Consider the following 14,452-nt stretch of genomic DNA (forward strand, 5'->3'; position numbering starts at 1 on the left):
TAACTGTATGTGATATAGATCGGTGTGATTGTTAATGGCCTGTGAGCGAGATCTTGCAAACGAGGGTTTTTAAATGGCAAAAACATAAGGTGATGTGAAAAAACGTTTGTAACCGGTTTCATTTTTGGGATAAAAAGTTGTAAATATGACCTTTGTTAGCTTTGTTGGGAAAGTGGTGGCTCTGCATGGCGGCTCTAAGCGATAGCCAACGGCCACCATGTTTAGCAAAAGTGAGGTTATTTTTTCTCTATCGCAAATTCATCAACTCGAACTTCAAGTTCTTTATCTAAGCTGAGCTCTTGGCTAGTGTTAACTTCTAACAAACTAAAGATTTCTACTTGGGTATTGTTGCCAGTATTAAAATCAATAGACACTTGTTTAAAGCACTTTTTGTTTTCACCTTGAGGAGCTTGAGCCAAGTCTTTTACGTGAACTTTGGTATCTGCCAGCACTGTACCTGCCAATGGCGCATTGGTGATCACTTCGCGAACGCCAAAGTGTAATTGGGTTGGAGAATTAGCGCCTTTTTTATCACAGTAGTAAAGCGAGTAGCTCATGTCGGTATTGGCAGGTAAACCACTAACTACTTGGCTTAAACCCGGTTTAGAATTGAAATCGTGATTTGAAACATCTCGTTTAAAGCGAAAGCGTGAAGAGCCTACTTCGCCAAAAGCACTATCTTTAGAACTACCCACATCGCCTAAGCCGCCGCTAGAATCTTCATGAGACAACCAAACAGCACTTTTTCCTTTGTCTGCACGGTACTCTGTTAATTGATGATCTTGAACGTAAGCATGAGCAGAAAATGCTAAACAGGCGGTGAACATGGTGGCACTTAAAGCTAGGTTTTTTTGAATGTGCATAGGAAGTCCCTTTAATTACGAATAACGTCTCTCCAGATTAATTGTATTATTATATAATTTAACGACTGTGTGCTGTGAGCATTCTCGCGTTTTTGAACACCTTTCATACAGGTTGCAAGATTTGAATATCTGTTCTTTTCAGGAGGAACTCTTAGCGAGTCATAGTGTTAAAAGCGACTAAATGGCGATGATTTTGATACTTAGCTGGCCTTTTCCCAGCTAAGTATCAATGCAACTTGGCTAAGCGTTTATTTAGAGCTGGAGGAGTATTGATACTGGTTAAGCGGAATGAAAAAGGCCGATTACTCGGCCTTGTTATGATGAACTATTACCTACAAACCTAGCTAGGCATTGTCTGCTACTCGAGCATCCTGCACCTTCGTCATCAGGTCTTGGGCTTTTTTCATTACTGCACCAGCTTCTTTGGTGCGGCGTTTTTTCAGCAAGTAATCAGAGAAGCGAAGGTATTTGTTTGCCATTGTCTGACGGGTTTCTACTAAGTGAGAAAAATCGTCCGGCAAGTCTTTAGCCATGCTGTCCACTTCTTTAGCCATTTTATCTAGGGTTTTCACCCGAGTAAGGCCGTTGATGCGCTCTTGCAATTGACTAAAGTGGTTTTGGTAAAACACTTCAGCTGCTTGATAGGGAAACTCTGCTTCTTGCTCATCGGCAATCGCTTGCTTGTAGTTAGCCATGGCAGCAATCGCAGTTTTAAGCTCTAGTGCGCGAGCGATCCGCCCTTGTTGTTGCTCACTATTGGCAAAGAAGGTTTCGCCTGTTTCAATCATTTGCGCTAAGGCAACCACATCAAGTTGGTCGGCTGCTTTATCAAATAGCTGGGTAAATACTTGTTCAGATTTTTCATTCGGAACAAATTGATAATCGGTTCTTACTTGCAGCAAATCTTGGTAGATGGTGTAAACATCATCGCCATCTTCACTGTGCTGATAACGACCCTGCTCTAAGTGTAAGTCGAGTCGCTGAACCAGTGCTTCAACCGTGCCCATCCACCCTTGGTTAACGTCTTCAGCAATTAAGGCCAGGCTGTATGAATCTGGGTAAATGCGGTTTACTTCCTGCAGTAAAGATTGAATAGCGTAATAATCTGGATAGGCGTTTTGGCGATTGTTCAGTAAGTCGTCGATTTGTTTTTCATAAAAATCGATCACTAAACGCTGTTTGTCTCTTAACAAGGCTTGTTTTGGCACATGCTGTTTTGCCGGAATAGTACTTAACATGGGCAAAAACTGTTGCGGGCTTAAGCTTACTAAATCTTGGTTGGCAGAGTTCTCTCGCTGCAAACGGCTTAGCTCTTGTTGGTTATGTTTTAGCTGACCATCAAGTTGCTGGAAGCCGTAACTTAGTGCGCCGGCAACGCCAACTATGGCAATTACACTTAAACTGGGCTTGATAAAGCTTTGAGTTAAGCTTTTTTCTATTTGATCTAAATCGGTAACGCGTTGTTTAATATCGATATTTAGACCGCGCTTAAGCTTACCCCAACGCAGCAACGGTGCGTGTTTAGGTTTGCTAGGCGTAATGTTTTCTTTAGCTGCTTGATTAGCCGTTTTACGGTTAAAAGGATGTTTACTCGACAGTAACTCGTAGGCAATACAGCTAAAAGCAAATACGTCGTCGGCAATGCTAGGTGCGGCGCCGTCCAATAGCTCAGGCGAGGCATAGGTAGGAGTAAAGCCACTGACTGGCGAGGTTTCTTCTGGTTTGTCGGCAGCATACTGGTCGGCATTAAGATTAAGTGCGCGAGATACACCAAAGTCAAAAATCTTAATGGTGCCATCGCGAGACAACATGATGTTGCCAGGCTTTAAATCGGCATGTACTACGCCATTTTGATGGGCATAGCGAAGTGCAGAAGTTAACTGAGTGAGTAATGCTAAGCTGCTTTTGAAAGGGAGGCCATTTGGACGATGACTCTTAATCACTTCGTCTAGGGTTTGCCCATCGAGCCACTCCATAACCAGGTAGTAATCTTCTTGGTCGACCCCAAAATCATGCACTCGAATAATATTGGGGTGACTTAAGCGCTGAGTTTTGCGTGCCTCTCTAATCAGAATCCGGGCAGCATCTGGCTGATCATGAAACTCTTTTTGCAGTAATTTAATTGCCACATAAGGCTGGCTATCACCGGCTGCCTCTAGCAGTAAATCTTTGGCTCGGTAAACGTCACACATACCACCATGACCCACTAGGTCTTCTATTTGGTAGCGCTTTTTAATTACCCGATTGATCACCTGCTCTTTGTTGGAGCGCGCATTGGTTTTTTTGCTGCTTGGTGTTTCAGTGTTGTTTACAACGGTTTTATCTGTAGCCGTTGAGCTTGCAGCTTTTTTCTCAGCCTTAGTCTTTGGCGAAGCAGCCTGATCTTTGTTTGCATCATCCATGAGTACTACCCTAATTCGCTAGCCATGGACATTAATTTAATAATGCATGACAAATATATTATTTGGTTTTTACCGTTTGTTTATAACTTTTTTTTGCTATTTAATAAATTTATTTACAAATATATTTTGCCATTATCAAGTTATTTAATATGACATTTAAATTTGTTCAAATTTTGTCCAGTGTAAAGAAGTCCGACACTCAAACCAGCTAAAACAAAGGCTTGGATGCTAACAATAAAAATATCAAAATACAAAGCTAGTCGACAAAATTTTATTGCTTAAAATATTATTTTGTCTATTGATTGGTTTATTTATTAAGTGTAATAATAACGGCTCTTTTTCTGATGATATCTAAATCATTAGTATTTTTGAGGGAATGGGTTCTTCTCAAAATAAAAAGACTTCTAAGGGACGGAAGATTATGAATTTGTGTTTATCTGTGATTAGTTATCACAGATTTACCTCTGGTGTGGAAGAGAAGAAGATGCTCTCCACAACGTCAGGGGAATCAGTTATTACCATTGGTAGGGCAAGCCAGTGCTCTTGGTGTTTGCTTGATCCGGAAAGAGTTATCTCTAGCCGCCACGCACGTATTGAGTCAAACAACGGGCAGTTTTGGTTATACGATACCTCGACTAACGGCGTATTTGTTAATCGTTCGGTTGAGGCATTGGCAAAAGATCAACCTTACCAGCTCAATGATGGCGATACCTTAGCCATTGGCGACTACGAAATTGAGGTGGCAATATCCTCTCAAGCAATTACTGAGTCAGCTCTAGCCACTGCCAATACCGCTGCTGTTGCACCGCCTACTCATGTGCCAGCTCCTGCTTCTACACCAGCCGCAGCCCCTAAGCTTGAAGAAGACTTTGGCGTTTTAGCTGAGCCCGAGCCAATGGCAACTAGCAGCTTAGACGCTAAGCTAAACGCCAATCTTGATGATGCATTTGCCTTACCGCAATCGATGAATGATGAGCAATCAAATATTCCAGAAGATTGGAATGCTTTGTTTTCAAGTTCCGCCCCTCAACAAGCCACTGCTCCTGCTCCGCAGGCTTCCTCTGCACCAAGTGCTGTTGTTGCTAGCGCTACTCAAACAGCAGTAGCCGAGCCTATTATTACTGCAGAGCCGACGGCTGCGCCAGCGATGCCAAAGGCCAACGATCCTTTTGCAGCTCCAGCTCCTCGAGCACCAGCGCCTGCAGCTACACCGGCTACCCCAGTAGCCGCCCAAACACAATATTCAAGCGCCGATGAGCAAGCTCATCTCGCTGCATTTTTAGAAGGTATGGGCATATCTCCCGAGCTAGTTTCTCAGGAGAACCCAGTACGGTGGTGGCATCAGCTAGGCGTGATAACTCGCGACTCTCTCGATGGCATCATGAATACCTTGCACAACCGAGCAGCCTTTAAAGAGAACAGTCGAATCAACCAAACGACTTTTAGAAGGAATGAAAACAACCCGCTTAAGTTTTCTACTAATGCCGAAGATGCCATTCATAACTTATTACAACGCAAAACGGCTGGGTTTTTGCCGCCAGAGCGAGCCGTTAAAGAAGCGTTTATCGATTTAGAGCGTCATGAATATGCGCTGTTGTCTGGGGTTGAAGGAGCCGTTGCAGGCGTTATGCAGCTGCTCGACCCTAAATCGATAGAGTCCAAAGATCAGAACGCTAAAGGAATTGCCAAGGTGTATTCGGCAATTGAAAAGCACAAAAGCTGGAACCGTTACTGTTCGATCTACAGTGATTTGGAAAATGAGTTTGGCCAAAACAGCAATGCCTTCTACATGGAAGACTTTGCTAAGGCTTATGAATCAACCTTAAAAAGCATAGAGCAAAAGGGACAACGATGAGCAAAGTAGGGAAATTAGTACTTAGTGTGCTGCTGAGTATGTCAATGTTGGGCTGTACTGTAGCCAACTACGTAGTAGAACCATATTCAAAGCTGCAATTTCATGTGGCCAATAATGTTAACCCAGATATCACAGGCCGCGCCTCGCCAGTGGTAGTGAAGGTGTTTGAGCTATCTTCTCGCACCTTGTTTGATAGCCAGGACTTTTTCGCCTTGTATGACGATGCATCGCAGGTGCTTGGCCCGGATTTAATTAACCGCACCGAGTTTGAATTTGAACCCGGTAGCCAGTTTGAATACAAGCTGTCTTTATCACCTGGCGTTCGTTATGCCGGGGTGCTTGTTGCCTACCGAGACATTGACACCGCCAGCTGGCGTGAAGTGGTCACTGTCGACCCTACCACTTACAAAACCTTTGATGTTCACGTAGGTGAACTCGCTGTATTTGTTGGCAATCCATAAGCAGTATTTTCGGGATTAAACATGAGTGACTTTTGTCGTGTCGCGTGGAGCGAGGGGATGTTTTTGCGTCCTCAACACTTTCAGCAGCAAGAACGCAGCTTAAATTTTCAGCTCCAGCAAAACTTGTTGCAGCAATCCTGCTACTACTGGGGAGTCACTGAGCTTAGTGTAGACCGTGCCTTGTTAAGCAATGCTAAGTTTGGTTTAAGCAATATTAGTGCTTGTTTGCAAGATGGTGCGACGATGGTTAGCCCCACTCGCGACCCGTTGCCAGAGCCGCTGTCCTTAGATAGCAGCATTCGCGATCAGTTAGTGTATTTGGCTTTGCCAACCGAGAAATCCAATGGCTTGAATGTATCAGCTCAGGGACGCAGCGTAACACGCTACCGCTTTGTTGATCATGAAGTAGTGGATACCAATATTGGTAACGACGCAGTAGAAGTATTGCAGCTAGCACAAGCAGGTTTTGAACTTAAGCTGGAAAGCGACAACCTATCTGGCTACGACACCTTAGCCATTGCTAAGGTGATAGAAGTGTCTGATGAAGGCCAAGTTAGCCTTGATGAAAAGTTCATTCCCGCCAGTTTAAATGCGCAGGCTAATAGCGTGCTTAAGCAGCAGCTAGCCGAAGTACATGGCATGTTGCGTCAACGCGCTGAAGCCTTAGCGGCACGCATTGGTGCAGGCCAAGGCAGCGCCAGCTCTATTGCCGACTTTTTAATGCTGCAATTACTCAATCGCTACGATGCCTTGATTGCTCATGTTTTGGCGACCAATGGCCTACACCCAGAGCGTTTGTTTCAAGAATTAGCCAGTTTAGCGGGCGAGTTAGCAACCTTCTCAAGTAAAGATAAGCGGGCTCCTCAGCTTCCGGCTTATCAGCATGATGAACTTACTCGTGTATTTGGCGATGTGATGGTGGTGCTTAATCAGTTTATGAGCATGGTGCTGGAGCAAACGGCTGTGCAAATTGCTTTAGATGAAACCAACTACGGCATTCGCATTGCTCAAGTACAAGATAAAGGCTTATTAGAGCGCGCCGAATTTGTGTTAGCGGTAAACGCCAACATTAGCCCCGACGAACTGCGTAAGCGTTTCCCTGCTCAGGTGAAAATTGGCCCGGTTGAGCACATTCGAGACCTAGTGAACAACCAGCTACCAGGGATTTCGGCTATTGGCTTGCCGGTGGCGCCGCGACAAATTCCTTATCACGCCGGCTATCACTATTTCAAATTGGATAAAAGCAACGATTACTGGTCGCGACTTAGCGCTAGTGGCGGCGTAGCCATCCACCTGTCGGGTAACTATCCCGAGCTTGAAATGCAAATTTGGGCGATTAGCCAGTAATCAATGTTCCAAGGATGAAATAAGATGTCAGAAGCGACAGTCATGAAGCCTCGACCAGGGAGTCGCGGCGGCAACAAGCCGGTAAGCGACTTAGGTAAAATTGCAGCATCTGCAGCAGAGGCAGAGTGCACCGTGGTGATTACGCCCTCTAAAAACAAAGAGCGTGGCGTGCAATTGCCAAAGTTTGGCGACAATCCTCTTATCGATGAAGCCAGTGCGCTGTTATCGATGGTGGGGCAAATTCGTTGCACCGTAAAACACGGTGATATCGCTTCGTTACGTCAAGTATGCATCGACAAAATTCGTGATTACGAGGCTAACTTACGCCATCAGCAAGTGAGTGCCGAAATCATTGAAGCATCGCGCTACTGCGTATGTTGTTTCATTGATGAAACGGTATTGAACACCAACTGGGGCGGGCAATCTGTTTGGGCCAGCGACAGTTTACTATCTACCTTTCACTCGCAAACTTGGGGAGGCGAACACTTCTTCACCTTGCTAGATGAAAACCTAGCCGCGCCTCATGCTAAGCCTCAATTACTCGAATTACAGTACCTGTGTTTGTCTTTGGGCTTTGTTGGCAAAATGCGCGTTGAAGAACGTGGCCAAGACAAACTTGAAGAGTATCGCCAGCAAGCGTTTGAACGCTTGCAAGCTATTCATGGTGAAGCAGAGATTGAGCTTTCACCAAAAAGCCAAGCCAGCGCTAGCATTGGCAGTGAGGCCAATGGCGGCTTACCTCTGTGGGTTATCGCAGCCATATTTGGGGTTCTACTGTTATCAATTTATATGGCGTGTAGCTATTTCATAAATAGCTATTCAGACCAAGTGTTTAATCAAATTAACGCCTTAGCCCGCTGGGAAAGCACTACCACCAATACAGCTGAAGTTGATGAACAACAAGTATTGATGTTACAGCAGCGCCTGCAAACTGAAGTGGACCGAGAGTTACTAGAGATAGCGCCGCTTAGCGATCGCATCCGTATCACCATTAACTCTAGCGAATTGTTTAGCCCAGGCAGCGCCGAAGTGAAGTCTTCAGTAGTACCGGTACTGCAAAAATTATCACGGGCGCTTGAGTCTACCACTGGCCGAGTATTAATTACCGGACACACCGACAACCAGCCTATTTTCACTAGCCGTTATCCGTCCAACTGGCACCTTTCTTTGGCGCGTGCTACTGCCGTTGCCAACAGTATGTCGATAGGCACCTTGCTGCAAGGACGCTTATGGCCAGAAGGTCGAGGAGATTCAGATCCTCGAGCAAGTAACAACACCGAATCAGAACGTGCGTTGAACCGTCGAGTAGAGATTGATTTGCTTTATTAAGCAAACTTAAAGGATTGAGAAATGTTTAACAGTTTGTTTTTTCAACGCTTAGTGCAAATGCTTAAATCTAAATGGGCAATTACCTTGCTGGGATTTTTAGCACTGGCTTTTCTAATTTGGTTTGGCGGCCCCTTAATCGCAATTGCTGGCGCCGAGCCTTTAGGCAGCGCAAGTGCTCGCTGGTTTACCATTATTACTTTGGCACTGGTTTGCATTATTTATCAGTTTTGGCAGCACGTTCGTAGCACCAAGCAAAACCAAGAAGCCGTGCAATCATTATTAGATGGTCAAGATGAACACGGCGATGATGAAGAAAGCCGCCGAGAAGTAGAAACTTTGCGTGAGCGAGTAGTTACTGCTCTGGATGTGTTAAAAAATTCGAGCTTAGCCAAAGGCCAAGGGGTTTATCAGTTACCTTGGTACATCATGATCGGCCCTCCAGGTACCGGTAAAACAACCGCGCTGCAAAACTCTGGTTTAGAGTTTCCGCTTAAAGACAAATTGGGTGACGATCCCTTAGCCGGTGTTGGCGGAACTCGTCATTGTGATTGGTGGTTTACTAACAAAGCAGTACTGATTGATACAGCCGGCCGTTATACCACTCAAGATAGTAACAGTGCGAAAGATTCTCGCGCATGGTTAGGCTTTTTAGGACTACTTAAAAAATACCGTACCAAACGCCCAATTAACGGCGCCATTGTTACCGTAAGTTTGGCGAGCCTTATTCAGCAAACTCGCACCGAACGCAACCTACATGCTCGTGCTATTAAGCAACGTATTCAAGAGCTTAAAAACCAACTTGGGATGCAATTTCCGGTTTATGTAGTGCTGACCAAGGCAGACTTAATCGCTGGTTTTAGTGAGTTTTTTGCCGATTTAAATGCTAACGAACGTGAGCAAATTTGGGGTATCACTTTCCCACTAACCGCTGAAAATGCCGACACTGGTGTGGTGGGTTTATTCAATCGTGAATTCCATGGTTTGCTGAAGCGTATTCAAACTCGCTTAAACATTCGCTTACAGCAGGAGCGCGATATTGATAAGCGCACCTTGATGTACGAATTTCCGAAACAAATGCACTTACTGCAATCGAGCATTGATGATTTCTTAAAGGAAATTTTCTCGCCAAATGCATTTGAAGAAGCACCAATGTTGCGTGGTTTATACATTGCTAGTGCCACTCAAGAAGGCAAACCGATTGACCGAGTAATGGCTGAAACCTCCAACGGTTTAGGCTTGGGCCAAGTGCCACTTAAACAGCAAGGTGGAGAAACCAAAGGCTACTTCATTAAACGTTTGCTCGAAGACGTTATTTTCCCAGAGAAGTTTGTGGGTTCGGTGAATCGTCACCACCAGAAACACTCAATGTGGACCCGCCGTATAGTCGCTGGTGGCTGTGTAGTGAGTCTGCTTACTTGTAGCTTACTTTGGTACAACAGCTACAGTTGGAACAAACAATTGGTTGATACCAGCGAAGCAGCTGTTGATCAATATAAAGCCATTGTTAAGCCAGGTTTATCCACCGATACCGATGTAATTACCTTAGTACAGGCGCTTAATGCTCTGCGCGATTTGCCGGCTGGTTTCAGTCAACAGTTAGTGGACGAAGATGTTCATCGCATGGGGCTTTATCAAGGCGAAAAGATTGGCCAACCGGCGCAAATGGCTTATCAGCGTGCGCTACAAGGTTTCTTTGCTACTTACTTAACTGAAGCCCTTACCCATGAGTTGGCTGAGAACGAAGAGTACCTAGAGTACTTGTATGAAACCCTTAAAACCTACTTGATGATTTACGATGCTGAGCACCGTGAAATCGAGCAGATTTATAGCTGGTTTGAGATTTTCTACGAGCGCCGCCTGCCGGGTGAAATCAACCAAGGTTTACGCCAAGACTTAATGGCACACACCCGTAACCTGTTTACCGAAGGGATTAACCTTATACCGGTTAATGACAATGCCATTGCCCAAGCGCGCAGCGTGTTAACCCGCATGCCTTTAGCTGAGCGAGCTTATCAACGTTTGCGCATTGAATTTTTGTCTAGCCATGTTGCTGACTTTAGATTGAGCGATGTATTTGGTCGCCAAGGCCGCCAAGTATTCATGCGCAACAGTGGCGAGCCACTGCATGAGGGCATCCCAGGTCTTTATACCTATAGCGGCTTCCATGGTTTGTTCCGCATCGAGAATAACCGCATAGTTAAGCGACTAATGGAAGACAGTTGGGTATACGGCGATAGCTTATCAATTGATGAAGCGACCCGAGACGAAGTAGTGAAAGCGGTAAGTGAACGTTACTTCCGTGACTACATCTTTGAATGGGAACAATTGCTAGCAGATGTTCAACTACGCCCTTATGCATCAGCTGCTGATGGAGCGGTACTGGCCAAAAACCTCACCAGTTCAGAGCGTCCTCTACAAAGCTTTATTTTAGCGGTACAAAAAGAACTTCGCTTAACCGAAGTGGCAATGAGCGACAACACCAAGATGGCTGGTGAAGTAGCTGGAAACGTTGCCGATGTTGCACTGAAAAATCAGAAAGCTCGAATCAACCGTTTCTTACCTAACGATATGTCTAAGGCCAAGCTAGCGCTGCCGGGCGCAGAGGTAGAAGCTGAGTTTGAAGATCTATTGAACATTAGCGAAGCCGATCTAGAAGGCATGCATGTATCGCTACTACAGCTACGCGATTACCTAGAGCTTTTGTCTGAGTCTAACAATAAGCGTGCTTACACCAGCTTGATGGATGATAACAGCCAATCAGCCGTGACTAGCGCTTTGCGCCGCTCGCGCAAAGATTTACCTGCGCCGTTTTCAACCATGATGGGTGAGCTATCAGGTCAAACCTCATCTTTGGCTAAACGCGGTGCGCAAGTGCATGTTAATGCGATTTGGAAAGACAGTGTTTACAAAGAATACCGCGCCGCAATTCGCGGTAAATATCCCTTTGATAGCAAGGCCTCAGACGAAGTGCGGCTAAAAGATTTCGGCCGTTTCTTTGGCTACGGTGGCACCATGGATACCTTCTTTGAGCGTTACCTCAAGTCATCGGTAGATACGAGTAAACGCAATTGGAAGTTAGAGCGCTCGGTGGGTATTGACCCAGGCTCGCTAAAAGTATTCCAGCAAGCTCGTCGTATTCGTGATGTATTTTTTGAGCCTGGTTCGCAAACGCCACGGGTAGAGTTTGGTCTTAAGCCGCTATACCTCGATGGGCATATTAATAACTTCCGCGTGGAGTTGGGTGAGCAAGAACTGGTTTATCGCCATGGCCCGCAGCGAACTTCTCACTTTATCTGGCCAACTGATTCTAGTCGCAGTACCCGTTTAGCCTTTGTACCGCCTAAGTCTGGTCACTCAATCTCTGAGACCTACCCTGGTCATTGGGGCTTGTTCCGCATGTTAGATGGCTTAGCCAAACAGCGCCCTGACTCACGTAAAGACAATGTGCTGGATATTGAATTTAAGGGTAACAAAGTGCAGTTGGAGTTAATTCCAACCACAGCGATGCACCCATTCTGGTCTAGAGATTTAGCGAGGTTCTCATGTCCAGTAACCCTGTAAACGGTTTTGGTTATTTTGGCAAAGTGCCAGCCCGAGGTGACTTTATCCAAAGTCACTTACCGAGTGACTTTGTGGCTGGCTGGAGTGAGTGGTTGCAAGCGGTTATCGCAGTGAGCCGTGAGCAACAAGGCGAGCGCTGGTTAGATTGTTACCTCACCAGCCCTATTTGGCACTTTGCACTTTCAGCTGGAGTATGTGGTGAATCTGCCATTGCTGGCACGTTGATGCCAAGTGTTGACCAAGTTGGTCGCCATTTTTACTTCACCATGGCAAAGCCAATTAACCAAGTACCGGTTGATGTATGGCAGCAACGTGAGTGGAGCGAGCTCACTGAGCAAAAAGTATTAAAGCTGCTGGATGATGATACCGACGTGGTTCGCTGGGCAGAAAGTGTGACAGATCTTGATTGGTTAGACGGAATCAAAACCGCTAACCCTTTGCTTAATCATGCAAAGCAGAGTGAACAGTTAGTTTTACAAAGCGAGCAAGCCATCACCGCTGAACATTTACTGCATAAGCAATTGCGCAAACGTTTAGACCGTTACTGCATTTGGTGGACCAACGGTTCTGAGTTGGTACCAGAGTGTAGTTTGGTGAGCGAAAGCTTGCCCTTAGTGAGCCAATTTTCAGCCATGTTAGATGGTCAATGGGAGCAATGGGGATGGTAGCTAGTCCAACACTAATGAATGGTTTTTTTGTGAGTTTCGCACAAACCCATCCTGGCAAGGTTCGTCCTTACAACGAAGATGCGGTACTAGATCTGCGCGAAGAAGGCGTATGGGTAGTCGCCGACGGCATGGGCGGACACGCAGCCGGTGATGTTGCCAGCCAGATGGTAATTGATAGCGTTAAACAATGTGTTGAACAAACCCCCGCAGCTATCCTAAGCATTGATTGTTTACGTAAAGCTTTGCTGCAGGCTAATCAGCAGATAATCCAGTTTTCGCAGCAACATCTCGACGGAAAAACCGCCGGTAGTACCGCTGTTTTACTGCATGTTCGCGATGGTTTTTATCATTGCTTGTGGGTGGGTGATAGCCGTATTTACTTGATGCGCCAAAATCATTTACAGCGTAAAACTCGCGATCACAGCCAAGTAATGGACATGGTTGAGCAAGGGCTTATTCCAGAATCAGAAGCAGAAGACCACCCACTATCAAATGTTATCACCCGTGCCATTGGCGTAAGTGATGAACTTACGGTTGATCAAAACTCTGGTCAGCTATTGCCCGGCGACCAATTTTTACTGTGTTCAGATGGTTTAACCAAAGAGCTTAACGACACCGACTTAGCCATGTGCATGCAGGCTAATAGCGTATCGGATATTGGCCTAGCGTTGATGCATTCAGCCTTAGTAAAAGGTGCTAGCGACAACGTGAGTTGTGTATTGGTAAAGGTAAGTCAAAGCGATGCAGACAATCAAGAAGAGCATTGTGACGACACCGTGCCAGTGTTTTTTAATCGTCGTAGTTCGGTAAGAGGCTAAGCAGATGTTTCAAGAATTGACCGAGATAGATTTTGAAAAACTTGCTCAGCCAGTGTCTGAGGACTTACCTACCGGTGAGGACCCGCGCTTAGACGCCTCACCACTATCTACTTATTTCACCCTTAAAGATGTTCGCAATACTGCACGCGCGGCAGAGCGTAATGCCTTAGTAGATAACGAACCCTTACTGAGCTTTGCCAACGAATGGGACCCGATCATCAATCAAGTACCCGAAGTACTGGTTGAGAATTGTAAAGACCTAGAGTTAGCCGCTTGGCTTATCGAAGGTTTAGTTCGTCGTAAAGGTTTTAAAGGCCTTCGCCAAGGCTTTGATATTGCGCGAACACTGATTGAAAACCATTGGGAGTACTTGTACCCAAGCCCCGATGAAGACGGGCTAGTAACTCGAGTAGCGCCGCTGGTTGGCTTAAATGGCTACGACGGCGAAGGCACTTTATTGATGCCAATCGCCTGTGTGCCATTAACCGATTTAATCGAAGAGCAGCCTTATTCGCTATGGGAATTTGAGCAAGCCAGTGAAGTAGAGCGTTTAGAAGAAACTAAACGTGGCCAACGCCATGCTGCCGGCGCAGTAAAGCTAGAAGACATCACTCTCACAGTTAAAGCTACCAGTACGGCATTTTTCACTGAGTTATTGCAAGACATTGAAGCGGCTTCTACTGCCTATTTGCAGCTTTCTGCCGCCATGGATGAAGCGGTAGGTGAGCCGCAACCTAGTTCTCACATAGTTAAGCGTTTAACCGATTGCATGGAGGCGGTGCGTTACTTGGCTGCCGACAAACTTAGCGCGGTTGAGCTTGAAACGGTAACTGAAGAAACACTAACAGAATTTGATGAAGAGTCCGGCACGTCAGCGCCAGAAGGACCTAGTAATCAACTAAGAAATCGCGCAGACGCGATCCAACAACTTGGCAACATTGCTGAGTTTTTTAAGCAAACCGAGCCCCACTCTCCAATGGCCTATGCCATTGAGCAAGTGGTTCGTTGGAGTGGAATGAGCTTGCCAGATTTACTGCAAGAACTGATTTCTGACAACGATGCTCGAACCGGTTATTTCCGATTGACTGGTATTACATCGGAATCACAGGACTAACGTGGTGCTTAGCGCTCTGCGTGTTAATCAAGAA

General features: G+C 45.7%; 10 protein-coding genes. 8 read left to right on the plus strand and 2 right to left on the minus strand.

Features of this window, described 5'->3' with window-relative positions; translation table 11 throughout:
* Nucleotides 1-236: 236 nt before the first annotated feature.
* A complete protein-coding gene (locus G6R11_RS14645; protein WP_163133828.1) occupies nucleotides 237-863 on the minus strand; it encodes a hypothetical protein in 627 nt (208 codons plus the stop codon).
* A gap of 344 nt (nucleotides 864-1,207) precedes the next feature.
* Nucleotides 1,208-3,265 (minus strand): serine/threonine-protein kinase, encoded by a 2,058-nt coding sequence (locus G6R11_RS14650; RefSeq protein ID WP_163133829.1) that lies wholly within the window; start codon nucleotides 3,263-3,265, stop codon nucleotides 1,208-1,210.
* Nucleotides 3,266-3,686: 421 nt separating this feature from the next.
* Here G6R11_RS14650 and tagH point away from each other — a divergent pair, with 421 nt between their 5' ends.
* Genes tagH through tssA form a run of 8 tightly spaced genes read left to right on the plus strand, consistent with a single transcriptional unit; the run spans nucleotide 3,687 to nucleotide 14,418 of the window.
* Entirely contained in the window at nucleotides 3,687-5,120 is a 1,434-nt protein-coding gene (tagH, locus tag G6R11_RS14655) for a type VI secretion system-associated FHA domain protein TagH (RefSeq protein WP_163133830.1), read from the plus strand.
* On the plus strand, nucleotides 5,117-5,581 hold the full coding sequence (tssJ, locus tag G6R11_RS14660; protein ID WP_163133831.1) for a type VI secretion system lipoprotein TssJ: 465 nt from the start codon (nucleotides 5,117-5,119) through the stop codon (nucleotides 5,579-5,581). The genes tagH and tssJ overlap by 4 nt, the downstream gene beginning before the upstream one ends.
* A gap of 21 nt (nucleotides 5,582-5,602) precedes the next feature.
* Entirely contained in the window at nucleotides 5,603-6,928 is a 1,326-nt protein-coding gene (tssK, locus tag G6R11_RS14665) for a type VI secretion system baseplate subunit TssK (protein WP_163133832.1), read from the plus strand.
* A gap of 24 nt (nucleotides 6,929-6,952) precedes the next feature.
* The gene (tssL, locus tag G6R11_RS14670) at nucleotides 6,953-8,257 is read left to right on the plus strand and encodes a type VI secretion system protein TssL, long form (RefSeq protein ID WP_163133833.1); all 1,305 of its coding nucleotides are present in this window, start codon (nucleotides 6,953-6,955) and stop codon (nucleotides 8,255-8,257) included.
* Between the two features lie 21 nt (nucleotides 8,258-8,278).
* Entirely contained in the window at nucleotides 8,279-11,818 is a 3,540-nt protein-coding gene (tssM, locus tag G6R11_RS14675; protein WP_163133834.1) for a type VI secretion system membrane subunit TssM, read from the plus strand.
* The gene (gene tagF / locus G6R11_RS14680; RefSeq protein WP_163133835.1) at nucleotides 11,800-12,486 is read left to right on the plus strand and encodes a type VI secretion system-associated protein TagF; all 687 of its coding nucleotides are present in this window, start codon (nucleotides 11,800-11,802) and stop codon (nucleotides 12,484-12,486) included. The genes tssM and tagF overlap by 19 nt, the downstream gene beginning before the upstream one ends.
* A gap of 29 nt (nucleotides 12,487-12,515) precedes the next feature.
* Entirely contained in the window at nucleotides 12,516-13,304 is a 789-nt protein-coding gene (locus G6R11_RS14685) for a PP2C family serine/threonine-protein phosphatase (protein ID WP_240352482.1), read from the plus strand.
* 4 nt (nucleotides 13,305-13,308) lie between these two features.
* Entirely contained in the window at nucleotides 13,309-14,418 is a 1,110-nt protein-coding gene (gene tssA / locus G6R11_RS14690) for a type VI secretion system protein TssA (protein WP_163133836.1), read from the plus strand.
* Nucleotides 14,419-14,452 lie beyond the last annotated feature (34 nt).

It is taken from the genome of Agarivorans sp. Alg241-V36 (assembly GCF_900537085.1).
Taxonomy (GTDB): domain Bacteria; phylum Pseudomonadota; class Gammaproteobacteria; order Enterobacterales; family Celerinatantimonadaceae; genus Agarivorans.

What these genes read in the sequence shown, in the direction of transcription:
- tssA (WP_163133836.1), top strand. Translation starts at nt 13,309, where the DNA reads ATGTTTCAAGAATTGACCGAGATAGATTTTGAAAAACTTGCTCAGCCA.
- tssL (WP_163133833.1), top strand. Translation starts at nt 6,953, where the DNA reads ATGTCAGAAGCGACAGTCATGAAGCCTCGACCAGGGAGTCGCGGCGGC.
- tssM (WP_163133834.1), top strand. Translation starts at nt 8,279, where the DNA reads ATGTTTAACAGTTTGTTTTTTCAACGCTTAGTGCAAATGCTTAAATCT.
- G6R11_RS14645 (WP_163133828.1), bottom strand. Translation starts at nt 863, where the DNA reads ATGCACATTCAAAAAAACCTAGCTTTAAGTGCCACCATGTTCACCGCC.
- tagF (WP_163133835.1), top strand. Translation starts at nt 11,800, where the DNA reads ATGTCCAGTAACCCTGTAAACGGTTTTGGTTATTTTGGCAAAGTGCCA.
- tssJ (WP_163133831.1), top strand. Translation starts at nt 5,117, where the DNA reads ATGAGCAAAGTAGGGAAATTAGTACTTAGTGTGCTGCTGAGTATGTCA.
- tagH (WP_163133830.1), top strand. Translation starts at nt 3,687, where the DNA reads ATGAATTTGTGTTTATCTGTGATTAGTTATCACAGATTTACCTCTGGT.
- tssK (WP_163133832.1), top strand. Translation starts at nt 5,603, where the DNA reads ATGAGTGACTTTTGTCGTGTCGCGTGGAGCGAGGGGATGTTTTTGCGT.
- G6R11_RS14650 (WP_163133829.1), bottom strand. Translation starts at nt 3,265, where the DNA reads ATGGATGATGCAAACAAAGATCAGGCTGCTTCGCCAAAGACTAAGGCT.